Origin of the sequence: Marivita cryptomonadis (assembly GCF_002115725.1) — a bacterium.
Taxonomy (GTDB): Bacteria; Pseudomonadota; Alphaproteobacteria; order Rhodobacterales; family Rhodobacteraceae; genus Marivita; species Marivita cryptomonadis.
Genome location: NZ_JFKD01000003.1, coordinates 1 through 24,341 on the forward strand (window position 1 = coordinate 1; position 24,341 = coordinate 24,341).

The 24,341-nt window shown below is 59.7% G+C and carries 21 protein-coding genes and 1 tRNA gene; 15 read left to right on the forward strand and 7 right to left on the reverse strand.

Annotation, left to right across the window (positions count from 1 at the left end; translation table 11 throughout):
* Positions 1 to 447, reverse strand: a 447-nt coding sequence (locus MCRY_RS03835; protein WP_176234492.1) for an acetamidase/formamidase family protein, incomplete at its 3' end; no start/stop codon positions are given.
* Positions 448 to 1,190: 743 nt separating this feature from the next.
* Here MCRY_RS03835 and MCRY_RS03840 point away from each other — a divergent pair.
* The 4 genes from MCRY_RS03840 to MCRY_RS03855 all read left to right on the forward strand — a co-directional run bounded on the left by MCRY_RS03840 (position 1,191) and on the right by MCRY_RS03855 (position 5,843).
* Complete coding sequence (locus MCRY_RS03840) at positions 1,191 to 3,212, forward strand: AAA family ATPase (protein ID WP_085628174.1); 2,022 nt, start codon at positions 1,191 to 1,193, stop codon at positions 3,210 to 3,212.
* Between the two features lie 74 nt (positions 3,213 to 3,286).
* Positions 3,287 to 3,544 carry a type II toxin-antitoxin system CcdA family antitoxin gene (locus MCRY_RS03845; RefSeq protein WP_139834088.1) on the forward strand — a complete coding sequence of 86 codons (258 nt, stop codon included), beginning with the start codon at positions 3,287 to 3,289 and terminating at the stop codon, positions 3,542 to 3,544.
* Positions 3,545 to 3,674: 130 nt separating this feature from the next.
* Positions 3,675 to 3,893: a hypothetical protein gene (locus MCRY_RS03850; protein ID WP_085628176.1), complete on the forward strand. Its 219-nt coding sequence runs from the start codon at positions 3,675 to 3,677 to the stop codon at positions 3,891 to 3,893.
* Between the two features lie 99 nt (positions 3,894 to 3,992).
* Positions 3,993 to 5,843, forward strand: a complete 1,851-nt coding sequence (locus MCRY_RS03855; RefSeq protein ID WP_085628177.1) for a TniQ family protein — start codon at positions 3,993 to 3,995, stop codon at positions 5,841 to 5,843.
* 114 nt (positions 5,844 to 5,957) lie between these two features.
* On the opposite strand, the gene MCRY_RS03860 is transcribed toward MCRY_RS03855, so the two are convergent.
* The 4 genes from MCRY_RS03860 to MCRY_RS03875 form a co-directional block, all read right to left on the reverse strand.
* Positions 5,958 to 6,034, reverse strand: a tRNA-Arg gene (locus MCRY_RS03860).
* 45 nt (positions 6,035 to 6,079) lie between these two features.
* On the reverse strand, positions 6,080 to 6,559 hold the full coding sequence (locus MCRY_RS03865) for a GNAT family N-acetyltransferase (RefSeq protein ID WP_238939410.1): 480 nt from the start codon (positions 6,557 to 6,559) through the stop codon (positions 6,080 to 6,082).
* Positions 6,560 to 6,785: 226 nt separating this feature from the next.
* Complete coding sequence (locus tag MCRY_RS03870) at positions 6,786 to 8,216, reverse strand: DUF6880 family protein (RefSeq protein WP_085628178.1); 1,431 nt, start codon at positions 8,214 to 8,216, stop codon at positions 6,786 to 6,788.
* A gap of 141 nt (positions 8,217 to 8,357) precedes the next feature.
* On the reverse strand, positions 8,358 to 8,669 hold the full coding sequence (locus MCRY_RS03875) for an ETC complex I subunit (RefSeq protein WP_085628179.1): 312 nt from the start codon (positions 8,667 to 8,669) through the stop codon (positions 8,358 to 8,360).
* A gap of 409 nt (positions 8,670 to 9,078) precedes the next feature.
* Between MCRY_RS03875 and uvrB the strand changes: the two genes are divergently transcribed.
* Both uvrB and MCRY_RS03885 read left to right on the forward strand, forming a co-directional pair.
* On the forward strand, positions 9,079 to 11,262 hold the full coding sequence (gene uvrB, locus MCRY_RS03880) for an excinuclease ABC subunit UvrB (protein WP_085628180.1): 2,184 nt from the start codon (positions 9,079 to 9,081) through the stop codon (positions 11,260 to 11,262).
* A gap of 118 nt (positions 11,263 to 11,380) precedes the next feature.
* A complete protein-coding gene (locus MCRY_RS03885) occupies positions 11,381 to 11,965 on the forward strand; it encodes a hypothetical protein (RefSeq protein ID WP_138488043.1) in 585 nt (194 codons plus the stop codon).
* 144 nt (positions 11,966 to 12,109) lie between these two features.
* On the opposite strand, the gene MCRY_RS03890 is transcribed toward MCRY_RS03885, so the two are convergent.
* Entirely contained in the window at positions 12,110 to 12,376 is a 267-nt protein-coding gene (locus MCRY_RS03890; protein WP_085628182.1) for a TFIIB-type zinc ribbon-containing protein, read from the reverse strand.
* 121 nt (positions 12,377 to 12,497) lie between these two features.
* Between MCRY_RS03890 and MCRY_RS03895 the strand changes: the two genes are divergently transcribed.
* The 9 genes from MCRY_RS03895 to MCRY_RS03940 all read left to right on the forward strand — a co-directional run bounded on the left by MCRY_RS03895 (position 12,498) and on the right by MCRY_RS03940 (position 23,474).
* On the forward strand, positions 12,498 to 12,968 hold the full coding sequence (locus MCRY_RS03895) for a hypothetical protein (RefSeq protein ID WP_085628183.1): 471 nt from the start codon (positions 12,498 to 12,500) through the stop codon (positions 12,966 to 12,968).
* Between the two features lie 42 nt (positions 12,969 to 13,010).
* Positions 13,011 to 15,464: an ATP-dependent helicase HrpB gene (gene hrpB / locus MCRY_RS03900; RefSeq protein WP_085628184.1), complete on the forward strand. Its 2,454-nt coding sequence runs from the start codon at positions 13,011 to 13,013 to the stop codon at positions 15,462 to 15,464.
* Between the two features lie 60 nt (positions 15,465 to 15,524).
* The gene (gene ttcA / locus MCRY_RS03905; RefSeq protein ID WP_085628467.1) at positions 15,525 to 16,406 is read left to right on the forward strand and encodes a tRNA 2-thiocytidine(32) synthetase TtcA; all 882 of its coding nucleotides are present in this window, start codon (positions 15,525 to 15,527) and stop codon (positions 16,404 to 16,406) included.
* Between the two features lie 186 nt (positions 16,407 to 16,592).
* A complete protein-coding gene (locus tag MCRY_RS03910; RefSeq protein WP_176234493.1) occupies positions 16,593 to 17,978 on the forward strand; it encodes a bifunctional diguanylate cyclase/phosphodiesterase in 1,386 nt (461 codons plus the stop codon).
* Positions 17,979 to 18,137: 159 nt separating this feature from the next.
* The gene (yidC, locus tag MCRY_RS03915) at positions 18,138 to 19,952 is read left to right on the forward strand and encodes a membrane protein insertase YidC (RefSeq protein WP_085628186.1); all 1,815 of its coding nucleotides are present in this window, start codon (positions 18,138 to 18,140) and stop codon (positions 19,950 to 19,952) included.
* Complete coding sequence (locus tag MCRY_RS03920; RefSeq protein ID WP_085628187.1) at positions 19,949 to 20,692, forward strand: MOSC domain-containing protein; 744 nt, start codon at positions 19,949 to 19,951, stop codon at positions 20,690 to 20,692. Before yidC ends, MCRY_RS03920 begins: the two co-directional genes overlap by 4 nt.
* 1 nt (position 20,693) lies before the next feature.
* Positions 20,694 to 21,344 (forward strand): ribosome biogenesis GTP-binding protein YihA/YsxC, encoded by a 651-nt coding sequence (gene yihA, locus MCRY_RS03925; RefSeq protein ID WP_085628188.1) that lies wholly within the window; start codon positions 20,694 to 20,696, stop codon positions 21,342 to 21,344.
* An 84-nt stretch (positions 21,345 to 21,428) separates the two neighbouring features.
* Positions 21,429 to 22,298, forward strand: a complete 870-nt coding sequence (gene argB / locus MCRY_RS03930; protein WP_085628189.1) for an acetylglutamate kinase — start codon at positions 21,429 to 21,431, stop codon at positions 22,296 to 22,298.
* 678 nt (positions 22,299 to 22,976) lie between these two features.
* Complete coding sequence (locus MCRY_RS03940; protein WP_085628191.1) at positions 22,977 to 23,474, forward strand: SixA phosphatase family protein; 498 nt, start codon at positions 22,977 to 22,979, stop codon at positions 23,472 to 23,474.
* A gap of 84 nt (positions 23,475 to 23,558) precedes the next feature.
* Here the strand turns inward: MCRY_RS03940 and MCRY_RS03945 are convergent, their stop codons facing one another.
* Positions 23,559 to 24,308, reverse strand: coding sequence for an amino acid ABC transporter ATP-binding protein (locus MCRY_RS03945; protein ID WP_203275998.1), 750 nt, complete (start codon positions 24,306 to 24,308; stop codon positions 23,559 to 23,561).
* Between the last annotated feature and the right edge of the window lie 33 nt (positions 24,309 to 24,341).

A 24,341-nucleotide genomic window follows, 5' to 3' on the forward strand; every position in this document is an offset into this window, starting at 1 on the left:
ATGCACGATCTCGAAGGGTTTCACCGCGTTGCCGCAGGCGTCGCATTTCACGGCGTCCTGACCGATCCCCTCGACATGGGTTTCCGGCCAGACCGTGTCGCAGACCGGGCAGCGCGCCGCGACATAGGGGTCTCCCAGACAGAACCCCTCGGGCGAGCTGTCATGCCCCGAGGCGGTCGCGATCGAGGTCACGGTGATGTCCCGGATCCGGATGGCCACGGCATCGCCCACCTCGGCCCCCTGCACGAAGACAGGCGTCGTCACCTCATGCCCGCCACGCAAGCGCGGCGTAATCATCGGGCCCCAGCAGCCCGGGGCCGTGTTGGCGATAATCGTGCCGCCGTTCTCGATCGGGCCCAACATAGGGGCCTGTGGGTCTAGAACCGAGTTCGTGAATTCCGAAACGACAACGCTTCTGCGTGACGTGGGCGTGCTGCCATCGGGCATGGGTGTCTCCCTTTTGTTGTTCTTCATGGATGCGAAAAATTTAGCGTGAGATCAGAGGCCTGCAAGGACAATCCCGATCACCGCCTGTAATTGGTAGGCCCCCTCCGGATAGGCCGCACAAGCGGATATGCCCGTCTCCTGCGGGACCAAATCCACACGCGCCGAGCTTCCCAGTGACGAATCAGTAAGGCCAAAACCGAGGCCATCAGCCTCGGATTCCCACCATCAGTTGACAGACAGCCCCGGACCTTGTCTGCGAAACCCAACCCGAGTTCCGCTTTCGCTCCGGAAATAGCCACCCCGGCGGCCGCGCCTCTAGGGGCATCCTCGTTTTTCGGATCACCTAACATGCTAACCTGGCTGGCAACTCGCCCTGAGGATGCGGCCTGTGGGACCTGCGGAAATCAGAAGACTAGCCAATGGGTTTTTATTGTTTCACATCAGATACTTATGAATAGATTCCGGGTGGCGCATGCCAGCCCGATCCTGTATTCCTTGGCTCAACCGAAGGAGAACGTAATGCGAACCACAACCCTGCCTCACGGACCATGATCCGCCTCCCGTCAGTTCAGGCCCGGACACAAACCCGGACCTCCTGACGGCACTGAACCTCACCTGCATCGATACCCCACAGGAACGCGCCTTGGCGCGACCGATCCCCTTTTTTTTTCGCAAGGAGCCGCCCATGATCCAGACACCATTCCAAGCGCAGCCCTCGGGCTTGCCCTATCACGGAGGCGGTCATGGATAGCGCCCGCCCCACACCCGGACTTCATGAAGCGCTGGCGTATCTGGACTCACTTAGAGCGGGCGACCTGGCCCCCCAGGCAGATGTCCCTGAGGACGACGAGGACGCGTCCTATGATACCCTCGACGCGCTCGTCGATCAGCAGGACGCGAAGCCCACGCTTCGACCTAGCCCAGATGAGGCGTTGACCGCGATTGCGATCATGCGCCTGTGCCACGCCGCAGAAAGCGCCGGGCCGGACCTTCTTTGCCCCAGGCCGGGCCTTCTGTCTTTGCTCTTTGTCTCATCTCACGAGGATAGGAACCGGGTCGCGCGGCGACACCCGGATCTTTGGCGACGACTATCCTTGCCGTTCCCTGCTCTCATGATCGAGGATCCCCTGGGCCGGGTCGGGGCAGCGAAAGATTTTCATGCCAGGCTGGCAGGAAGGCTCCTGTCAGGCAACGGGGTGCTCGCCATTGTCTCAGGTATGGCGCAGCTCCCGCCCGAACTGGAGACGCTGGTCACAGCGCGCGCGACCCTGCCACCCATTACGCGGCGCATGCTTGCCCTGATCCTTGAGTATCTTCACCCGGGGCACGATGTGGATCTCCCGATATCCGAAAATCAGCTCGGCAAGCTGGCCCCAGTCGCGCTGGCCCCCGTGCTCGCCGCCGAGACCCTCGACACAGCCCTCACCCAGCTTCGGCGCCTCGAGGATGTCGCACGGTCCCCCAACGGCGGCCCCGGCCTCGATGACGTCTATGGTCAACCGGAGGCGGTGGATGCCCTGCGCCAGGTCGTGTCAGATCTGGACGCCTGGCGGGCTGGAACGCTGCCGTGGCGCGAGGTCACGAAGAGCTTCCTGCTGACGGGCCCACCCGGCACCGGCAAGACGATGCTGGCAGAGGCGCTGGCCCGATCCGCCGGTATCACCCTCGTGAAGACGTCTTATTCCGACGTTCAAAAAGCGGGGCATCAGGGCGACGCACTGAAGGCGCTCAATGCCGCTGCCGAGCAGGCTAAGACAGGCAGTCCATCGGTGTTCTTCATAGATGAGATAGACAGTTTTTATAATAGAAATCAATCTAGTAACGGATACATCCTCGGCATGGTGAACGGGTTGCTCACGCTCATTGACGCCCTCTCTGCGACCGAAGGCGTGGTTCTCGTAGCCGCGACCAACGATCGCGCACGCGTGGATCCGGCCATCGTCAGACCCGGCCGCTTCGATCGACACATCCGGGTAGGTCGCCCGATCCGGTCCGGCATCACGGCGATGCTGTCAGCCGCCGTGGCGGACGTGATCCCGGGACCGGACCTCGACCGCGTGTCCGAACAACTTGTCGGCCTGTCCGGGGCCGAGGTCACGGCTCTTCTCCGTGAAGCCCGTACCGCTGCGCGCAAGGCGGGGCGAGATCTCGCGCTCGAGGACCTTCAAGCTGCGGCCGACCGCGTACAGCCTCAGCTCGGCGACGCGCTGATGCGGCGCATCGCGCTCCATGAAGCGGCCCATGTGGTCGCCGGTCACGCGGTTGGTCTTCCCGCAGCTACGCTGGCACGGATCAGCCCTCGCGGCGGAGAAGTCGTCCGGCCGCATCTGAATGCGATGACCGCACGGGACATAAAGGGGATGATCGCTGCGGTCCTCGCCGGGCGGGAAGCCGAGGACATCTTCTTCGGCGACGTGACCAGCGGAGCCGGGGCTGGCTCTAACAGCGACCTTGCACAGGCCACCTCCCTCGGCATCCGGGCGGAATGCGCTTTCGCCTTCGGCCCGTCCTTGTCCTGGATCTCCCCGGACACCCCGCCAACCCTGCTGCCGACTGAGGTCCGGAACCGGGTCGAAGCCCGGCTCCAGGCCGGGCAGGAGGAAGCGCGTAAGATCATCGTTCAACATCGCGGGGCGGTCGAGCGGATCGCTGCCGCGCTCCTTGAACACCGCGAACTCGATGGCGCCGCCTTGGCGGGGCTGCTGGACGGTGTGGAGGTCCAGGCTGACGGCGCGGTGCAGCATGTAGGTGGTCACGATGCGTGATCGGGTCGCCCACCCCAGGAAAACTTCGGGAGCGAACGGCTCGGAATCTGTTGAAGCCGGGCGTTCGCCTCGGGGTGTTCGAATACACCTGCGGCATCACCCTGCCGGTCGGCGGGTGGTCAAGCCCCGGAGTGCGCCTGATGCGGGTCAAGGTGAGCGTCACGTTGAGCAGCCACCTCGTGGATGAAGCCCGTCGCCTCGGGCTCAACATGTCGCGCATCATCGAAGCCGGCCTGCGCCTCGAAATGACGGCCGAACGCTTCCGGCGACAAGCCGACCGGGCCGGGGACCGAGAAGGCGACGGGACAGGATCCGGCACCGGGGAGACGTAGCCGACCACGCGCCCGCGTACGCTGCGGTCGCTTCCGTTCACCGACGACCAGGCCCGGTTCGACCATTCAAACGAAAAGTCGCAACTGAGGTTCTCTATTATACATCGATAAGCAGCCCACGGAGGCCAACATGTCAGACCTGTTCAAAAACCGCGCCGCAGCGAAAGCCCGGTCCCGCGAAAGGGACGAAGAGCGCCTTCGCCGAGGTGAGGTCACCCCCTCCCAGCTCCACCAGGAGAACCTGGTGTTCCGGGGGTTCAAGAAGGGAGAGATCGGCCTAAAGCCGAAATACATGCGGAAGATCAAGCAGCAGTACGAGAATGTCAGGGGTAATACCTCAAAAGATTGATACGAAACTGCAGGGCCAGTAGGGTAAACAAGTATTTTCGATTCAGAAAAGCTTGAATGGCATGAGTAGTGGTAAAGTACGCCGCCGTGGGGCATCGAGATGACCACCCTGCCCATTTCAAGCCCCACTCCTATGCCGCGGGAGACGCTTTATTCCTATCTGTCGCGACTCGCGGCATTCTGGCGCACAGATGTCCCGGAGTTCGCCTATGACATGGGCGCACCGTTCAGGCGGCTGTTGGAACAGGATGAGGCGCTCGAAACCTTTGCCAATTGGGCGAAACTCTCCCCTGATCGCATGGACGAGTTGCTGTCCTGGACCGGTACTCGGACAGGGAACGTCCGGATGGAATTCCGAGGCGAGATCTATGTTTCAAGAGCGCTTCGCAACCCGATCATGCGCGGATGCCCCGTCTGCCTGCGCGAGGACGCCGCGGGAACGACGGGGCCGGCCTATGCCGCGATGATCATGCGGGGGGACTGGCAGTTGCGCGAGGCGACGCTCTGCGTGCGCCACCGCCACCCGCTGGTACCTCTCTGGCAGGCCACCGCCCCTCGAGATCGCTTCGACATCGGCGCCCGCCTGCGCGAGATTGAGGCGGATATCCTGTCTGGGACGTTAGACCGACCGCTGCGGGACCCATCCGCCTACGACCTCTGGCTCGATCGGCGGCTTCACGATGGAACGGACACCACATGGTTCTCGGATCACACCGTTTATATCGTGACCACCCTGTGCCGCCTGCTTGGGCTGGCCCTGCTGAAAGAGGATACCCTCGAGGATGATCAGGTGTCCGACCGGGCGCATGCGGCCGGCTTCGATGTGGCGGTTGCAGGAGAGGCGGCGATCAGGGCCGCTCTCGAACATATGGCGGCGCGGGCAACCGGCGCTTTGGATGAAGCTGGTAAGGCCTTCGGACCGCTCTATTCGCGGCTGAACCGGGACTACCTTAATGATCCGGGGTTTGACCCGTTTCGCAACATTCTGCGCGAATGCGTCCTGGAAAACTGGCCCATAGCGCCCGGGGAGATGGTTCTGGGTCAGGTGGTTTCGGAAAGGCGCTTATATTCCGTCACGACGGCGGCGACGGAGATAGGGATCGGCACGAAAGTTCTGGAGCATTTCCTTGTGGAGGTCGGGGCCATCGCGGCCGATGATCCGCGACCCCAGAGCCGGAGGTTGTTCGATGCCAAGGCCTATGCCGGGCTTATGGCGGAAATCCCCACCCTTGTCGGGCCGATCGCTATGCGGACCGCGATGGGGGCCACCCGGATGGAGCTTGCTGCCCTGGCCGAGGAGGGACTGCTCATCCCCCGGACCCGGGTCGAGAAGGTGAAGAACCCGTGGCGCGTCTCGGACGGGATCACCTTTGTGGCGGAGCTATCCGCCGGGGCCCGCCATGTCACTGAGGATGACAAGGAATGGGAGACCCTGCTTCTTGCATGTCGGCGCGCCGGGGTCCCCTTGTCGGAGCTGATACGGGCCATTGGCGACCAGCGTCTGACCGTCGGACAGCGCGCAGGTGTGACCGGCTTCCATGGGATCGTCGTACCGAAATCCGAGGTGGACGTGCTGGCCGCTCCGGCCCGGACTGTCCGGGATGAGTTTCTGGAGGAGGTTCCGGGCAGCGTCACCGCGGCAGAATTCGGACGATCCGTCGGGCTACGCGATGGCGGGGTGTTTCAGGCCATGATCGGGGCCGGTCATGTGAGCGCCTATCGGATCATCAATCCCCGGACGGGTCGCCCGCAACACCGGATGACGCCGCAGGATATGGCGGCGTTTCACCTCCGCTTCATGACCCTGACGACCCTGTCCGCCGAGACGGGTCAGCATCGCAATACCCTGAAAGGCCTTCTCGCCGCCCGCAGGATTTCCCCGTTCGCGCCCGATGGGCAGGATTTCGGCGCGGTTTATCTGAGGGCGGATGTCGCGGCGATCATGCGATGACCAGCCCTCAAGTTAAAGGTCAGCCTTGGATGGCTTACCTCGATCAAATTCCCGACTTTTGCCGAAAAGTCGGCGTTTGCGCGCCTGACGACACCTGCTTGGAAAAATGGCGTTTGGCGATCCCTGAAGGACTCGAACCCTCAACCTGCTGATTAGAAGTCAGCTGCTCTATCCAGTTGAGCTAAGGGACCGCTGCGCGTTATTTGCAGGTTTTGTCCTTGCGGAGCAAGAGAGGGTCATAGAGTTCGTGTCATAAAAACGCTGAGCGGGTCTTCTGCGTAGCCGCCAAAAGGGGGGCAGTAGGTGAACCCATGACGTTCGTAAAGCCGCCGCGCCGTCGCGAACGGTGCTTCAGAGCCCGTCTCCAGACTGATCCGGGACATTCCAAACTCGGTTGCTTCCGTCAGCATTTTTTGCATCAACGCTGCGCCAACGCCTCTGCCCCGCGCTTCGGTACGGGTGTGCATGGACTTCAACTCACCATGGTGCGAGTCCAGCGGCTTGAGCGCGGCGATACCCAGAATAGACGCGTCATCACGCAAAGCGTATACTCTCGCGCCTGCGGCAAATAAATCGTCGGCGCTCATGACATGGCAGCTTTCGGACGGCGTCTGAGCGCGCATCAGGTCGAGATGCCGATGGACAAGCTCTGCAACATCCCAAGTCAGCGCAACGACCGGCTCAATCCGAAAACCCGAGGTCACGTAGCTGGGCAAAGTCGTCTCCAGACACCTGAATTTCAAATTCCAAAACCAGAACACAAAGCTATCGCAGGTTGGTTTCGGAGTAAAGGCATGGCGACAGCCGGGACAGGTTTCGCCCTTTCAGAACCTACCATTTGTGCCCTTCCAATTGCCGACTGGCGTAAGTCGTCAATAGTCACATCATCAGAGCCAACCGTACTTTCCAGCCCTGGCTCAATGACCAGTGCGTGCAGATTGCTTACACAACATCCGCGACGCGTTCCCAGAATGACGCTTTGCGGGCGTGATTTGTTTTCAGTCGGTTGAGGTATTCCTCGTGTATCGGGTGCACTCCATAGTCCGGTATCGCCATATCCACTGAGGTACAGGACGCGAGGTGGCGGGCGGCGTGGCCGTAGCGGCCTGAGCGGGCTTTGGTAAGGGAGAAGTCAATCATTGACCGCCAGAGGAGGACGGCAGCAAGGGGGTGCGTTGCCACCAAAGCATCTGCCAGCGGGGTCAGGATGTCGTAGGCCTCGCCGTCAATCTCGGCATGGCGGGACAGGACCAGCTGGGACGCGAGGGACATGTCCTGAACTTGCAGACAGTAGGCCAAGGCTGCGTCGATCACCGGAAATGCGAGCACATGCTGGCGGGCGGCGTCTTCGGCCTCGATGTCCTCGAAATCCGGCAAGAGCTTGAGGTGCCGGCGCAGCGCGTCCGGGCAGAGGCGCGTTTCGAACCGCGCCCACAGAGCATTGCGGAGGTCGTCCTTGCGGCCCAGCGCCTCAAGGCAGGCGAAATGCGCCTCGTCAAGATCGGCGGTGTCGAACCAATGATCGTTCGGCAGGGCACCTTCGACAAGCCCAAGCGCCTCTTCGGCGCGGCCGGCGGCCAGAAGGCGTGTCGCGGCCTCGGGGGCGATGGTGTGGAAGGTCAGTTGCTCGGGCGTGTAACGGGCCAGCCAAGCGTCTACGTCGCCTTGCAGATCGGCGACGTCCTGCAGGATCATCTCGACAGTCCGGTCGCGGGCGACCCGAGCGCGGTCTTCGCGCTGTGCAGGGTCGGTGATGAACGCGTAGAGGATCAGATCGGACTCGGTCAGCGGGGCAGACCGCGCAGCCTCCGACTTTAACTTGAGATGCGCCAGTCCGACGTCACCCAACGCCTCTGCCACGGCGTGGACGGCGTGATCGAACGCACCATAACCATCGACAGAGATCGCATCGAACACATCTTCTGCGAGACCTTTCGGGTCTTTGGTCATGGATGGCGCAAGACGAGCGATCGCCTCCATCGCATCCCGCATTGCGTCACCGATCGTGCCCCAACTGTCGTCGGTGCGCTCGTGGATGCTCGCCGCGAGTTGAAGTTGCGCCCAAAGCAGGTCGAACGCGAGGTCCGGCGCATCAGGCGCGATGCCCGTCTCAATCAGCTGCGTGAGATCGGACAGTTCCTTGGCCAGCGTCTTTTGCGCCTTGCGGGAGATGAAGCTGCGCCCCCGCCGGACCTGCGCAAACCGTTTGCGTACGTCCGCGGCGATGGTCTCGGGTCCCTGTTCCGCGACAAGCGCCATGCGCACGCGCCGTTGGCGGGCAGCGTCACCCTTGACGCTTTCCAAGAGCAGGTCGGCCAGAACATCCGCACCAAGGGTCAGCAAGTTCGCCTTGTTCAGAGCTTTTCCCGCCATCTGGGCACTCCTTTGCCTCAAGTCTCGACCAGACCCCAAATATAGAAAAGGCGCCCATTGGGCGCCCCATATCTAGCTCAAACCATCGTCTTCGCGAAATCTTGGCCCGATTCCGTGCTAACTTTGCCCCGATTTACAAGTTCAATGCGTCCAAGCACCCTTGCGATCCACCGCAAAATTCTCGGCGTAGCCACGGGCGCGGATGTTAGGTTTACGCTTGTTGGGCGCGAACTGAAGCACCTCGATGCCATGATCCTTGGCATAGGCCTTGGCGGCGTCTAGCGTGTCGAACTTAAGTCGCACCTGGCTTTGCGTGTCGGAGGACGACGTCCAGCCCATCAACGGATCAATCTCGCGCGGGCTTTCGGGCGCAAATTCCAAAATCCAGTGGCGCGTTTTCGCAGTGCCAGAAGACATGGCGGTTCTTGAGGGCTGATAAATCCGGGCGCGCATGGGTCTCACCTTTATGGTCTGTGGTGCAGATATGCTCAAAAACGACCCGATCCGCAAGGTCACGATAGTGTCGCAGGGTTTGGACAATCAGTGCAAGCAGGGCCTTATTCGCCAACAAGAAGCGGGGAGCGAGGGGTGGGTGTGTGCCTCCCGAAACCGAATGAAGCCAACTGCTTGCACGATTAAGGTACTTATTTCGCACAGCTTTGGAAGAAAAAAAGCAGCGGCTGCAGATGACCCCCGAAAACCGGAAAAAGCCACCTTGGTGAAATGTAATGAATTCAAGACACTATGGTGTAAACTTTGGTATATACGACCATGGTTGCATTTCCGGCCGCAACCGCCCATTTTGACTTTCCCCCTTTCGACTGCACCTCTTGGCGCAGCAACCGATTCCTTCAGGTGATCCATGTCCGATATTCAGATTCTTCACGCACCTGCCCCGGAAGTCCCTGCCCGCGAAAAGCTGGAAGGGGGCATTCGCTTTCGAATGAATACCGAGTTCGAACCCGCGGGTGATCAGCCGACCGCCATCAAAGAACTATCTGCAGGCGTCTTGGGCGGTGAGCGCGACCAGGTTCTGCTGGGTGCAACAGGGACCGGCAAGACCTTCACCATGGCCAAGGTGATCGAAGAAACCCAGCGTCCAGCGATCATCCTTGCGCCGAACAAAACGCTGGCGGCGCAGTTATACGGCGAGTTCAAGGGCTTCTTCCCCGACAACGCGGTCGAGTATTTCGTCAGCTACTACGACTATTACCAGCCCGAAGCCTACGTTGCGCGCAGCGATACATATATCGAGAAGGAATCGCAGATCAACGAACAGATCGACCGGATGCGCCACTCGGCCACCCGGGCGCTGCTCGAACGCGATGACGTGATTATCGTGGCGTCGGTGTCATGCATCTACGGTATCGGCTCGGTCGAAACCTACGGGGCGATGACGCAGGATCTGCATATCGGCAAAAGCTATGACCAACGCGCCGTTATGGCCGATCTGGTGGCGCAGCAATACCGCCGCAACGATCAGGCATTCCAGCGAGGATCGTTCCGGGTGCGGGGTGACAGCCTCGAGATTTTCCCGGCGCACCTTGAAGACCGGGCGTGGAAGCTGTCGTTCTTTGGAGATGAATTGGAAAGCATCACCGAGTTCGATCCGCTGACCGGCGAAAAGACCGACACTTTCGAACGTATCCGCATTTATGCCAACAGCCACTATGTGACGCCGAAACCGACCATGCAGCAGGCGATGATCGGGATCAAAAAGGAATTGCGTCAGCGGCTTGATCAGTTGGTAAATGAAGGCAAGCTACTTGAAGCGCAGCGGTTGGAGCAACGCACGAATTTCGATCTCGAGATGCTTGAGGCGACGGGCGTGTGCAACGGGATCGAGAACTATTCACGCTATCTGACCGGCCGCGCACCGGGCGAACCCCCACCCACCCTCTTCGAATTTATCCCCGACAATGCCATCGTGTTTGCGGATGAAAGCCATGTATCGGTCCCGCAGATCGGTGGCATGTACAAGGGCGACTTCAGACGCAAGATGACGCTGGCTGAACACGGGTTCCGTCTACCCTCTTGCATGGACAACCGCCCTCTCAAATTCGAAGAGTGGGACGCGATGCGCCCGCAATCGGTCTTCGTGTCTGCCACCCCAGCCAAATGGGAGATCGAGCAAACCGGCGGCGTGTTTACTGAACAGGTGATCCGGCCTACCGGGCTTTTGGATCCGATGGTCGAAATCCGGCCTGTTGAAATGCAGGTTGATGATCTTCTCGACGAAGTGCGCAAAGTCGCGGCTGACGGCTATCGCATATTGGTCACCACTTTGACCAAGCGGATGGCCGAAGATCTGACCGAATACATGCATGAACAAGGCATCCGCGTGCGCTATATGCATTCGGATATCGACACGATCGAACGGATCGAGATCCTGCGCGACTTGCGTCTTGGGGCCTTTGACGTGCTGATCGGGATCAACCTGCTGCGCGAGGGTTTGGACATTCCCGAATGCGGTTTGGTCGCCATTCTGGACGCGGACAAGGAAGGCTTCCTGCGCTCTGAAACCTCACTGATCCAGACCATCGGTCGTGCGGCACGGAACGCCGAAGGCCGCGTGATCATGTATGCCGACCGGATCACCGGGTCGATGGAGCGAGCGCTGTCCGAGACCGACCGCCGCCGCGCCAAGCAAATCGCATATAACGAAGAGCACGGCATCACGCCCGCAACGATCAAAAAGAATGTCGATGACATTCTTCAGGGTCTCTACAAAGGCGATGTGGACATGAACCGCGTCACTGCCAAAGTCGACAAGCCATTGGCTGGCGCGAACCTGCAAGCGGTTCTGGACGGGTTGCGCACGGACATGCGCAAGGCAGCCGAGAACCTCGAATTCGAAGAGGCAGCGCGGTTGCGGGATGAGGTCAAGCGGCTTGAAGCGGTCGATTTGGCGATATCCGACGATCCGCTGGCGCGTCAGTCAGCAGTTGAGGCAGCGGCAGATGCGGCGGTGAAGTCCTCGGGGCGATCCACGGCCGGGCGACCGGGCCAGCGTGGTGGGAATGTGCAAAGGCGCAAGAAAAGGTAACGTCATGCGACTGCCGATCCCTCTGCAATAACGATTGAGGCCTGTCTCGGTCCGGAGTAGTCCTATCCCAACGCCGCACGGTCCATTCGGCCGATGCTTGAAATCAAGGTGATCCTTCATGCGACGTTTTCTGTCGTGCCTCGCCGCAGCCATTCTATCGGTGGCCTCCAGTAGTCCCAGTGCGCAAGCACAGAATTGGAGCCAACGCGCGACGACCCTGAGTGACAGTCTTACCAATGAGGTGGTGCGCCGCTTGCGAAACGATTTCCGGCAATGTGGCGAGCTTCTTAATGTCTATCGCTATGATTGTTACAGTAAAAGTTATCGGAACGCGGCCATCAAACTCTCTGGCATTCCAGATTATGGACCAGCACATGATGCCCTGCGTCTTGTCGAAACGCGCATCGTCGCGGTGATCGACGCCAATCTGGACCCGACGCGCCCAGCGCTGCGCCAAGGCTTCAGGAGTTTCGACGCGGTCACCGAAGCCGCACTTCCCGAGGTGAAGCGCGAAACGCTCCGCGCTATGGAAGACGCGCAGACAATCCTCTTGCGGTCACCCTCAGCGAGCCAGCAGACACACTTCGCAAGGATCGCCGCTGTTATCGACTCGAACAAAGTATTGTTGCGGTCAGCGTTATTAAAGTTGGGTCATGGAGTGACACAGTTCGCTGGCCTGCTGGGCCTCAAGCGGACATACTGATCGGCATGCCGCAATCAAGCGTCAGATGAATGGCACAAACGGCACGCCACAGGCGCTCAAAGCCAACAAACTTGCAATCGAAATCCACACACGCATAACGCCTCCTAGTGCCGGACGGTTTCGTACGGCCTAAGGGATGCAGGATCAGAAGTCGAACAGGTCTTCCAGAAACCCACCGCGTTTCTTTTTTTTGCCGTAACCTGTGTCCTGATAACCCATGGCGTGACCGCGTGTGGGTTGAGGTGTCGCCGGCGGGGGCGGTGGCGGCGGAGCGTAACTGGCGCTGCGTTCGATGATCTTGTCCAGCTCGCCGCGATCCAGCCAGACACCCCGGCATTGCGGGCAATAATCGATCTCGACACCAGAGCGTTCGGCGATCACCAGAGCAGTTCCGTCGATGGGACATTTCATTAGGCCGTCTCCTTGCGTTGGGCCACCACGACATATGCACTCTGGGTCAAATATCATCCCCGGTGCGACCGTTCTTCCTAATCCGACTGGCACAATGCGAACCGTACGCTACCATACGGTCATGCGTACGGTTGCTTTTGCCTTTGCCCTTTTGACTGCGCCACTCTCTGCAGCGGCGTGGGAGTTTTCACCCGTGCCGATCTGCACTTTGTTCCACCAAGATGCGGATGTGGCGGTCATGGTCACCTATGACCCGGCTACCGGGGAATATGCGATCCAACTGTCGCGCGAAGGTGGTTGGCCGGATGCTGCCGTGTTTTCCATGCGGTTCGAGGGCCAACGCGGATTGACCATTTCGACCACGCGGCATGTGATCGAAGTCGAAGACACACGCACCCTCACCGTCCGAGACCGCGGCTTTGGGAACGTTCTAAACGGGCTCAACTTCAATCAGCGTGCAGTTGCCGTTCTGGGCGATCTGGAAGTGCCCGTCTCGCTGGACGGCGCAGCCCCCGCGGTAGAGGAGTTTCGCGCCTGTCCGACAGATCAATTTGTACGCAGTGCGTGGACAGCTGCGATACAGGCTTCCTGACCGCCGCTTGCGGCGTGTGGGCAGACAGGCTTAGAAGACGCAATGACCCGCCTGCCCATCGACCCCGTTCTCCCCGAACTCATCGCGCATTTGCGTGACCACGGTCGTGCCGTTTTGCAGGCCCCGCCCGGTGCGGGGAAAACCACGCGCGTGCCGCTTGCCATGCTCGACGCTGGATTGACCACACAGCGCATTGTCATGCTCGAACCACGCCGCCTCGCTGCGCGTGCTGCAGCCGAGCGGATGGCCGAAAGCCTTGGCGAGACCGCAGGACAGACGGTTGGGTACAGGGTGCGGGGCGACAGCAAAGTGTCGGCCAAAACCAGGATCGAAGTGGTGACCGAAGGCATCCTGACACGGATGATCCAGTCGGACCCCGAATTGTCTGGCATCGGCGCAGTCATCTTCGACGAATTCCATGAACGTTCCCTGAATGGCGACCTTGGTCTTGCCCTGTGTCTTGAAATCCGTGGCGTGCTGCGGGAGGACCTGATCCTTCTTGCGATGTCCGCAACCTTGGACGCTGAACCCGTCGCCCGGCTCATGTCCGCGCCGATCGTGACATCGGAAGGACGCAGCTTTCCCGTAGAGACCCGCTGGTTAGACAAACCGATCAGCAAGTCCATCCGTTTCGAGAACGCCATGGCGGACCTGATCAGCCATGCGACCAAGGCTACCGAGGGCGGCGTTCTGGCGTTTCTTCCCGGAGAGGGCGAAATCCGACGCGTTCAAGCAGCCCTTGCCGGGCGTTTACCGAAAGACTGCCAGCTTCAGCCGCTCTTCGGCGCGTTGCCTTTCAAGGCACAACAAGAGGCCATCCGACCGCAAAGATTAGGGCGCAAGGTTGTGCTGGCCACGTCGATCGCGGAAACTTCGCTGACCATCGAGGACATTCGAGTTGTGGTCGATGGCGGGCTGGCGCGGCGATCACGGTTTGATCCGGGGTCTGGCATGTCGCGGCTGGTGACCGAGAAAGTGACCAAGGCCGAAGCCACCCAACGCGCCGGGCGCGCCGGACGGGTGGCAGAGGGCGTGGCCTTTCGACTTTGGACCAAGGGCGAGGATGGGGCTTTGGACGCATTTCCCCCGGCCGAGATCGAAGCTGCAGACCTTGCCGGGCTTGTTCTTGAACTTGCCCTGTGGGGCGCGCAACCGGGCGACCTGTCCTTCCTGACGCCCCCACCCGAAGGCGCGTTTGCCGAAGCGCGATCCCTGCTACGCATGCTAGGTGCTCTGGACCGCGAGAACCGCATCACAGAGCATGGACGTACGCTGGCCGCCTTGCCCCTTCACCCCCGTCTGGCGCATATGATCGGCATCGCCGGGCAAGACGCCGCACCGCTAGCCGCTTTGCTGTCCAACCGGGATCCGGTGCAAGGTGCCGGGGTTGATCTGGCCTTAAGGATCGAAGCCCTGCGCGCACAGGCGCGGTTCGAAGAGCGCCGCAACGCTGTCCTCAACCGTGGCGCGATGGATCGCATACGCGACGAAGCCAAACGTTTGACTCGTGCCGCCCCCAAGACGGGGGCCAGCGAACTGAGCATCGCGGAAATGACGGCACTTGCCTATCCCGACCGGATCGGATTGCGGCGTAACGGTGACGCCCCGCGGTATCAATTGTCTGGGGGCAAAGGTGCGGTGATGGACAGCACAGATGCTTTGGCCGGGGCGCGACTGATCGTGGCAACTGATCTTGATGGAAATCCACGTGAGGCGCGTATTCGGCAAGCCATTCAGATTTCCGAAAGCGCTGTGCGGGCCTTGTTTCCCGACCAGATCGCTTGGGTCGACATCTGCGAGTGGTCAAAACGCGAGCGCCGCGTGGTGGCACGCCAGCAGGAAAAGCTTGGTGCGATTGCGCTGGACGACCGGGTGTGGAAAGACGCTGCGGCAGAGCAGATCGCGTTGGCGATGCTGGACGGTGTGCGCGACTTGGGGCTGCCCCCCGCGATGAGCGATGCCGCGCGTCGGTTCACAGCCCGTGTGCGCCTTGGTTGTGCGGCCGGAATGGCCTTGCCGGACATGTCAGACCCTGCCTTGATGAGCAGCCTTGGAACATGGCTCTTGCCGCATCTGGGCTCTGTGCGCAGTGCCGATGATTGGAAGCGGTTCGATCTCTTGCCGGCTCTTCGCGCAATGCTGGATTGGGGACAGATGCAAGATCTGGATCGGCTTGTTCCCGGCAAGTTCACAACACCTTTGGGACGCGAAATTCCCATCGACTATTCAGGCGAACATCCGGAAATCTCGTTGCGCCTGCAAGAGTTGTTCGGTCAGAAGACGCACCCGCGTGTCGGCAAGACGCCGCTGCGGGTCACCCTGCTGTCCCCGGCGCACCGTCCGGTTCAAACGACGCTTGATCTGCCCGGTTTTTGGGCGGGCTCTTACGCAGATGTGCGCAAGGACATGCGCGCGGCCTATCCAAAACACCCCTGGCCCGAAGACCCGACCCAAGCCGACCCAACTTTGCGAGCCAAGCGCAAACACAAAACCTGAAAGCTGCGGACCTTACACGCGATGCTTGCTGAACCGCGCGATCCGCCGTACATGCCGCTCATGCTTGATGATGCTGACGACATACACCCTCTGTTCTACGGTGCGCCAAAAAGCACCGAGTTCAAAAAGCTGCGTAAACGCATCGTGCAAAATGTGCGCGAGGCTGTCGAGCATTATGGCATGGTTACGCGCGACCCCGAGAGAACGCCGAAATGGCTGGTGTGCCTGTCCGGGGGCAAAGACAGCTACACGCTTCTTGCGGTGCTGTACGAATTGAAGTGGCGCGGATTGCTGCCCGTGGATTTGCTTGCGTGCAATCTGGATCAAGGGCAACCGGGCTTTCCTGCGACAGTTCTACCAGATTTCCTTGAAAAGATGGGCGTTCCGCACCGGATCGAATACCAAGACACCTACTCCATCGTGATGGACAAGGTGCCTCAGGGCCGAACCTATTGTGCGCTGTGTTCCAGATTGCGACGCGGAAACCTGTACCGCATCGCCCGCGAAGAAGAGTGCGATGCCGTGGTGCTTGGCCATCACCGCGATGACATTCTCGAGACCTTCTTCATGAACCTGTTCCACGGGGGGCGCCTTGCGACAATGCCCCCGAAACTGGTGAACGAGGACGGGGATCTTTTTGTTTATCGCCCGCTTGCCCATGTGGCCGAGGCCGATTGCGAGAAATTCGCCCGTGCGATGAAGTATCCAATCATTCCCTGTGACCTCTGCGGCAGCCAGGACGGGCTTCAACGCCAGCAGGTGAAAGCCATTCTGGACGGCTGGGAAAAAAACAGCCCCGGTCGGCGCCAGGTGATTTTCCGCGCCCTTACAAACGCGCGTCCTTCGCATTTGTTGGACAGCGAGCTTTTTGATTTCAAAGCACTTTCGACGCGACTGGCTGACGATGGTGAAAATTCTTCGGACATTCCGAAGCTGCGTTAAACCTCCGCTTACCTAAATTGCGCGATCCTGCCCGAAACACATCTTTTGGGCGGGCCTTCAATGCGACCGAATTTGGATTTCTCCGGCTTTTGGCCTGCACTGAAAAAAGGGGGGACCGGCGCGCAAATGCTGGCGTTTCTGCCAGCGCTGTGCCTTTCAGCATTTTGGATCGGGGGAGAGGCGTTTTTGGTCTTTTTTTCGATTGCAATTCTTTTGGCTTACGCAGCTTTCGGGGGTGTTGGTCGCCATTTCGATCCTGGCAGCAACGAACGTCTGGCTGCGCCTTCGCTCTTGGGCGTTGCGCAGGAGTTTCTTGAAATCGCACAGCATAATGGACAGACAACCGCCTGTTTTCAGTTCGTGGTTCCCGAACTGGATCAGATATCCAAACGCTTCGGTGAAGAAAGGGCTGCGGATGCACGCGCCTTAATGGTATCGCGGCTGCGGTCTTCGCTGCGCGCAGCGGACCATGTGTTCCATGATGAAGGGTCTGGGTTTACAGTCTTGATTGCGCCGGGTTTTCGATTGCGTCTCGACGACCTTCTCGGCCTCGGAAAACGCCTGCGCTCTGCAGTGGAAACGCCTTTGGCAATCGAAGGTGTATCGCACGCATGCTTGGCGTGTATTGGAATTGCGTCTTCGCTGAACTTCGGGCGCAATGTGACGGCCGAGACGTGGCTCCTTTCGGCAACCGAAGCCGTGGAAGAGGCAAGAGTGTCCGGGCTTGGCACAACACGTCTCTGGTCAGACCGGTTGTCTCGCCACCACAAGTCTCGACATACCTTGCAGGACGAAATCTCGGCAGCCTTGGATCAGGGGATGATACAGGCGGTTTTTCAGCCACAGGTCAATCTGCGCACAGGTGACGTGATCGGGATGGAAACGTTTGCCCGCTGGGATCACCCCACCCGCGGCGTCCTTACTGCCACAGAATTTCTGTCGGCTGCCCGAAACAGCCAGCAGATGTCACGACTGGGTCGCACGATTTTTTTGCAGGCAATGACCGCCTTGTTGGATTGGGACGCCTCCGGGTTCGACATAAAGACCATCAGCGTAAACCTTTCCGAAGACGAATTGCGCGATCCAGACCTTGCCGCGCGCATCAAAGGGGATCTTGTCCGCGTCGGACTGCCATCGACCCGCATGATCCTCGAAATTTGTGATCGAGTCTTGGCGGCAGAACGCGACGCCGTTGTTGAACGCAACCTCCGCGAACTGCACGCGCATGGTTGCGCGTTCGATCTTGACCGGTTCGGGGCAGAAGATTGCGGCATCGTCGCGCTTCAACAGGTGCCGCTGATGCGCGTCAAACTCGACAGCGATCTTGTTAGAAATGTCGATCTATCTGATGAAAAAAGGCGCGCGGTTTATGCGCTGCTTGGTCTGTGCGAACGGCTGGACATCCCAGCCGTCGCCACCGGAGTGGAAACGCTACAAGAGCAAGGTGTTTTGCGTGATCTCGGCTGCACCTACGCACAAGGCAACGTGTTCACCACTCCCGCAAGCGCTTCGGAGATTGGTCACTGGCTGGCCGGACGGCAAACCAAAAACCAGAGCGCGACCCGGGGGTGATTCACCGCATCAAATAAATGCGCAAACCGAAACACGACCTGTCACAAGCTGCTGAACAAATGCCGCACCGCACCGGTCTTTACTGTGAATCCGCTTGACGTTCAGGCACAGTGCCTGTTGAACGCAGCGGTAATCCAAAAACCACAGGCGGCGGCCCCTATGGACGATCAGAACAAGAACCTTTTAGTCGCAACAGCGCTGAGCTTTGCGGTAATTCTGGTATGGTTTGTCTTGTTTCCGCCGCCCGAACCGACGGTCAATCCGGATGCAGCCGTGCCCACCGCAACCGAGGGCGCGACACCGACGATTGCAGCAACCCCGGACGCCGCACCCGGAAGCACGGGCGCCACCACACAGGCAAGCCCAACAGTTGTCGAGGACGCACCTCGCGTTCCTATCGAGACTGATCGCGTTGTGGGTTCGATTTCGCTTGTCGGCGGGCGGATTGATGACCTGTCCCTCAAAAACTACCGAGTGAGCCTTGCCGAAGATGCGGATGTTGTTCATCTGCTCAACCCCGTCGGATCCGAGCGCCCCTACTATGCTCTTTTCGGCTGGGCCCCCGGCGGCGGGCTGACCTTGAACGACGTGCCCAGTGTCACCACGAACTGGAGCGTCGAATCCGGCGATACACTGAACGCGGACAGCCCCGTGACACTGCGATGGGACAGCCCGAACGGGACCGTGTTCCGCCGCACCATCGAAATCGACGAAGATTTCATGTTCACGGTGACCCAATCGGTCGAAAACACCAGCGGCGACGCCCTGACCATGGCCCCCTACGGCCTGATTGCACGGCATGGGGAACCGGCCGATCTGAAGAATTTCTTTATTCTGCACGAGGGTGTTGTCGCGATGGCGGACGGCACTCTGGCCGAGATCGATTATTCCGACATGACCGACTTTGCCGTTGATCCCGCTGAGGGAGCCCGCGCAGAGGTCACGCAGGTTGCTGAAAACGGCTGGATCGGTTTCACTGATCATTACTGGATGACGACGATCATCCCTGAAAACGGGACCGCGTTCCGGCAGGTTGCGAAATACAGCGACGCCAGCAACATCTACCAGACCGAGGCCGTCCAGCCCACAATCACAATCGGCCCCGGCGAAACGCGCGAAGTGTCCACGCAACTGTTTGCCGGTGCGAAAGAATGGGAAACCATTCGCGAGTATCAGCAATCCGGCGTGGATCGATTCATCGACGCGATTGACTGGGGTTGGTTCTTTTTCCTGACCAAGCCTATCTTCTGGCTGCTGCACCATCTGAACGTGCTGATCGGCAACATGGGCTGGGCGATCATTGGTCTGACGCTGATCATCAAGGCCGTGCTGTTCCCGCTGGCCTATAAATCCTACGTCTCGATGGCGAAGATGAAAGAACTTCAGCCCGAGATGGAGAAGATCAAGGAACGAGCGGGGGACGACCGTCAAAAGCTCCAGCAAGAAATGATGGAGATGTACAAGAAGGAAAAGGTGAATCCGGCCTCTGGCTGTTTGCCGATCCTGCTTCAGATCCCGATCTTCTTTTCGCTCTACAAGGTGATCTTCGTCACGCTTGAACTGCGTCACGCACCATGGCTGGGCCCGTTTCAGGATTTGTCCGCGCCTGACCCGACATCGATCATGAACCTGTTTGGCCTTTTGCCATGGGCCGCACCGACACCCGGATCCCTTTTGGCGCTGGTCTTTATCGGCATCCTGCCTCTGCTTCTAGGAATCTCGATGTGGTTGCAGCAAAAGCTCAACCCCGCACCCACGGATGCGACCCAGGCGATGATCTTTGCGTGGATGCCTTGGGTGTTCATGTTCATGCTTGGCGGTTTTGCCAGCGGTCTCGTGGTTTACTGGATCGCCAACAACACGATCACCTTCACCCAGCAGTATCTTATCATGCGGTCGCAGGGCTATAAGCCGGACGTGTTCGGCAACATCAAATCTGGCGTCAAGCGCAACCCGAAAACGGGCCAAAAATGACAGCAACGGTAACCGAGATCTGGCGACACCCGATCAAGAGTCACGGTCGGGAAAAGCTGGACTCGGTGACGGTTCAAGCTGGTGGAACGCTTCCATTCGACCGACTTTGGGCCGTGGCGCATGACAGGTCCAAGGCTGATGGGTCAGAATGGGTGAGTTGTGGCCATTTCTGTCGGGTTGCAAAGCTGCCCAGCCTGATGGCGATCAGCGCTAAGTTCGACGCAACATCCGGGCGTGTCACACTCAGCCACCCAGACGCGGATGATCTGACTTTCGATCCTGATACGGACAGCGAAGAGTTCATCGCGTGGACCAAAAGTCTGGTGCCGGAAGATGCCTTGCAACCTGCGCGACTGGTCAAGGCCCACGCGCAGGCGTTCACCGACAGTGATTTTCCCAGCATCACGCTGTGCAATCACGCATCGCACCGGGCCGTGGAGCAACGTGTCGGTCAGCCCTTGTCACATCTTCGGTGGCGCGGGAACATCTGGATCGACGGTCTCGCCCCATGGGAAGAATTCGATTGGGATGATCGCGAAATCCGCATCGGCGAGACGATCGTCAGAGTTCGAGAAAGAACCGATCGGTGCAAATCGACCCACAGCAACCCTGAAACCGGCAAGCGCGACGCCGATGTCCTGTCTGCATTGGCAAGCTGGGGGCATCAGGATTTTTCAGTACGAGCCGAGGTGATCAACGGTGGCGAGATCAAAGCCGGTGATGAGGTGGCCCGTGTCTGAGATGAAGTTACCCTTCCCACTGGCAGAAGAGCCAGACGAGATCCTCCGCGAAACCGGGCGCAAGCTTTTCGCGGGCGAAGTCGACTTTCTCAAGGGTGTCGTTGCAATGTCCGGCCTCCCGGCTGATGACCGGATCGAGGTTTGCTTTGCGGGACGGTCGAATGTTGGAAAATCGTCGCTGATCAATGCGATCACAGGGCGCAAGGCTTTGGCCCGCGCATCGAACACGCCGGGACGCACGCAGGAAATCAACTATTTCACGCTGGGCGAGGAACGGTATCTCGTCGACCTTCCGGGCTATGGCTATGCCAACGCTCCGGTGAACGTGGTTGAGAAATGGCAAGCGCTTCTCAAGCAGTACCTGTCCGGACGCGCCAGCCTGCGCCGGGCGTTTGTGCTGGTCGACAGCCGCCATGGCATCAAGACCGTCGATGAAGAGATCATGACTCTTCTCGACAAGAGCGCTGTCGCCTTTCAGGTTGTTCTGACAAAGGCTGACAAGATCAAGCCGTCGCAATATGATGGACTGCTGGCGCAGGTGCGCGAAAAGCTGGCCAAGCACCCCGCAGCCTATCCCGAACTGGTCCTGACAAGCAGCGAAAAAGGCGATGGCATCGCAACCCTGCGCAGCATCATCGCCGGGATCGGCTGAGCGCAAAACGGCTTGCCTCGGGGGAAGCCATGTCGCACACAAGGTAAGCGCCGGACACAGGTCCGGTTTGGATCGAGAACAGGCATGAAATCCCGAGATATGAACCACGATTGGATCGCAACCGCCCGCACCCTCTCTGAAGCTCTGCCCTTCATGCAGCGCTATGCGGGGGCCGTTGTGGTGGTCAAGTTTGGCGGTAACGCCATGGGCGACGAAGACGCGATGGCTGAATTCGCGCGCGACATTGTTCTAATGCGTCAGGTTGGAATCAACCCGGTGGTGGTGCATGGCGGCGGTCCGATGATCAACGACATGCTGACCAAGCTAGGCATCAAGTCCGAGTTCGTGCGAGGCAAGCGTGTGACCGACAAGGCCACTGTGGAAGTGGTCGAGATGGTGCTGACCGGACTTGTGAACAAGCGGATCGTACAGGCGATCATGGACGAAGGCGGCCGCGCGGTTGGTCTGTCGGGCAAAGACGACGACCTTATGGTGTGCGAAGCGGATGACCCCGAACTGGGCTTTGTCGGCCGCCCTGTGGAGATGAACCCGCAGGTTCTGCGCGATCTGTTCAAGGCTGGGATCATCCCGGTGGTGGCCCCAGTGGCAACAGGGATGCAGCCCAATGAGACCTTTAACGTAAACGGCGACACGGCAGCCGGTGCAATTGCAGGCGCGTTGCAGGCCGACCGGCTTTTGCTGCTGACCGATGTCAGCGGCGTGAAGGATGCAAGTGGTAACGTCATGACAGCAATGACCCCGGAAGAGGTCAGCGCGATGATTGAGGATGGGACCATCGCCGGTGGTATGATCCCAAAGACGGAAACCGCGCTCAAGGCCATCGAAGAAGGTGTACGCGCAGTGGTTATCCTTGATGGACGTGTGCCAAATGCCTGTCTGCTAGAGCTCTTTACCGAACACGGCGCAGGATCGCTGATCCGACCGAAGCGGTGACCCTCGACCAGCTTGATGCGGCTGCCCGCGCAGTTGGTTTGGCGCTGTGCGGAGCGTTGCATCCCAAACCGGAAGATTCTGCGCCAGACGGCACACAGACGCTTGTTCTTCTTGGCCCTGACGAACCCCGGTTCTGGGACATCTTCATCGCATCGCCTGAATATTGCGATCGCCAGCCGCATCCATTGGACCGCTGGTCGAAGCGGGTCGTAGCGACGGTTTCGGCCCCTCTTAACGGGACGGCAATCTTTCCCTACGACGGTCCGCCCTATGCGCCTTTCCTACGGTGGGCTGAACGCAGCGGGGCAAGCTGGTCTTCCCCCATTGGATTACTCGTACACCGCCGGGCAGGACTGTTCATCAGCTTTCGGGCGGCTCTTGCGTTACCCGTGAGGTTCGACCTTCCTGCCGCAGAGGTTAGCCCCTGCCAGACATGCGACACGCGCCCCTGCGAGACAGCCTGCCCTGTTGGCGCGCTTGCCCCCGGACAAGAGTACGACGTCCCCGCTTGCGTGGCACATATCCGGTCGCCTGAAGGAGCGGCGTGCCGCGAGGGGTGCCTTGTCCGCAGGTCCTGTCCGATCTCAGCAAAGTTCGGACGTCGCGCGGAACAATCCGCTTTCCACATGCGTGCATTTTTGGGAGAGTGACCCGCACTCAAGGAAAGGCCAGCCCCACGTGAAACGACTGATCCTCATGCGTCATGCCAAATCGGATTGGTCAGCTTCGGGCGATGATCACAACAGACCTCTCAACGCGCGTGGAGCGGAGAGTGCGCCAGCGATGGGACGTTGGCTGGCAAATCAAGATTGGTTGCCCGATACGGTCCTTTGCTCGACCGCAACGCGCACACGGCAGACATTGGACCTTTTGGATATCCCTGTGGTTCCCACATTGTTCGAACGCGCGCTTTATCTGGCCGAGGCTGACGAGATCATTGAGACCGTGCGAAGTGCCACGGGTGACACCCTTCTGCTGTTAGGTCACAATCACGGAATTGCGGAATGCGCACAGGGCTTGGTCAAAGAGTGGCCAGATCACCCGCGTTTTGCGGATTATCCGACCTGTGCAACCACCCTGATCCACTTTGATATGTCGGCGTGGAGCGATCTTCGCAAAGGCACCGGGAACTGCGCGGGCTTCGCGATCCCACGCGAGATCATATCCGCCGAATAGTCGAACTAAGCCACCACCGCTCCAACATAAAAAAACGCCCCGGACTTGATCCGAGGCGTTGAATGTGTGTTGTGTGACGAACCGTCAATGACCGAGGATTTGGCTCAGGAAAAGTTTGGTCCGTTCGTTCTGTGGATTGTTGAAGAACTCTTCGGGTTCGTTCTGTTCAACGATCTGACCTGCGTCCATGAAGATCACGCGGTTGGCGACCTGGCGGGCAAAACCCATCTCGTGGGTTACACAGAGCATGGTCATGCCCTCTTCGGCCAGTTCCACCATCGTATCAAGCACTTCCTTGATCATCTCGGGGTCGAGCGCCGAGGTGGGTTCGTCAAAGAGCATGATGCGCGGGCGCATGCAAAGCGAACGCGCAATTGCGACCCGCTGCTGCTGACCACCCGAAAGCTGACCCGGGTATTTGTTGGCCTGCTCTGGGATCTTCACCTTTTCGAGAAAGTGCATCGCCGTCTGTTCGGCTTCACGCTTGGGGATCTTGCGCACCCAGATCGGCGCCAACGTGCAGTTTTCCAGAATGGTCAGATGGGGGAACAGGTTGAAGTGCTGGAACACCATCCCGACCTCGGAGCGGATCGTGTCGATGTTCTTGATGTCCGAAGACAGCACCGTTCCATCAACTGTAATCGACCCTTTCTGGTGCTCTTCAAGCGCGTTGATGCAGCGGATGAGCGTGGATTTCCCCGACCCCGACGGGCCAGCGATAACGATGCGTTCTCCGCGATAGACGGTGAGGTCGATATCGCGAAGGACGTGGAACGATCCATACCACTTGTTCATGTTCTGGATCTGGATTGCCACCTCGTCAGAGACGGCCATGGGTGCATTTGCAGATTCAGCCATTGCTAGGCC

Bases quoted from the DNA above. Each gene is read 5' to 3' on its own strand.
- MCRY_RS03840 (WP_085628174.1), top strand. From the start codon at position 1,191: ATGGATAGCGCCCGCCCCACACCCGGACTTCATGAAGCGCTGGCGTAT.
- MCRY_RS03850 (WP_085628176.1), top strand. From the start codon at position 3,675: ATGTCAGACCTGTTCAAAAACCGCGCCGCAGCGAAAGCCCGGTCCCGC.
- MCRY_RS03855 (WP_085628177.1), top strand. From the start codon at position 3,993: ATGACCACCCTGCCCATTTCAAGCCCCACTCCTATGCCGCGGGAGACG.
- MCRY_RS03870 (WP_085628178.1), bottom strand. From the start codon at position 8,216: ATGGCGGGAAAAGCTCTGAACAAGGCGAACTTGCTGACCCTTGGTGCG.
- MCRY_RS03875 (WP_085628179.1), bottom strand. From the start codon at position 8,669: ATGCGCGCCCGGATTTATCAGCCCTCAAGAACCGCCATGTCTTCTGGC.
- uvrB (WP_085628180.1), top strand. From the start codon at position 9,079: ATGTCCGATATTCAGATTCTTCACGCACCTGCCCCGGAAGTCCCTGCC.
- MCRY_RS03885 (WP_138488043.1), top strand. From the start codon at position 11,381: ATGCGACGTTTTCTGTCGTGCCTCGCCGCAGCCATTCTATCGGTGGCC.
- MCRY_RS03890 (WP_085628182.1), bottom strand. From the start codon at position 12,376: ATGAAATGTCCCATCGACGGAACTGCTCTGGTGATCGCCGAACGCTCT.
- MCRY_RS03895 (WP_085628183.1), top strand. From the start codon at position 12,498: ATGCGTACGGTTGCTTTTGCCTTTGCCCTTTTGACTGCGCCACTCTCT.
- hrpB (WP_085628184.1), top strand. From the start codon at position 13,011: ATGACCCGCCTGCCCATCGACCCCGTTCTCCCCGAACTCATCGCGCAT.
- ttcA (WP_085628467.1), top strand. From the start codon at position 15,525: ATGCTTGATGATGCTGACGACATACACCCTCTGTTCTACGGTGCGCCA.
- yidC (WP_085628186.1), top strand. From the start codon at position 18,138: ATGGACGATCAGAACAAGAACCTTTTAGTCGCAACAGCGCTGAGCTTT.
- MCRY_RS03920 (WP_085628187.1), top strand. From the start codon at position 19,949: ATGACAGCAACGGTAACCGAGATCTGGCGACACCCGATCAAGAGTCAC.
- yihA (WP_085628188.1), top strand. From the start codon at position 20,694: ATGAAGTTACCCTTCCCACTGGCAGAAGAGCCAGACGAGATCCTCCGC.
- argB (WP_085628189.1), top strand. From the start codon at position 21,429: ATGAAATCCCGAGATATGAACCACGATTGGATCGCAACCGCCCGCACC.
- MCRY_RS03945 (WP_203275998.1), bottom strand. From the start codon at position 24,308: ATGGCCGTCTCTGACGAGGTGGCAATCCAGATCCAGAACATGAACAAG.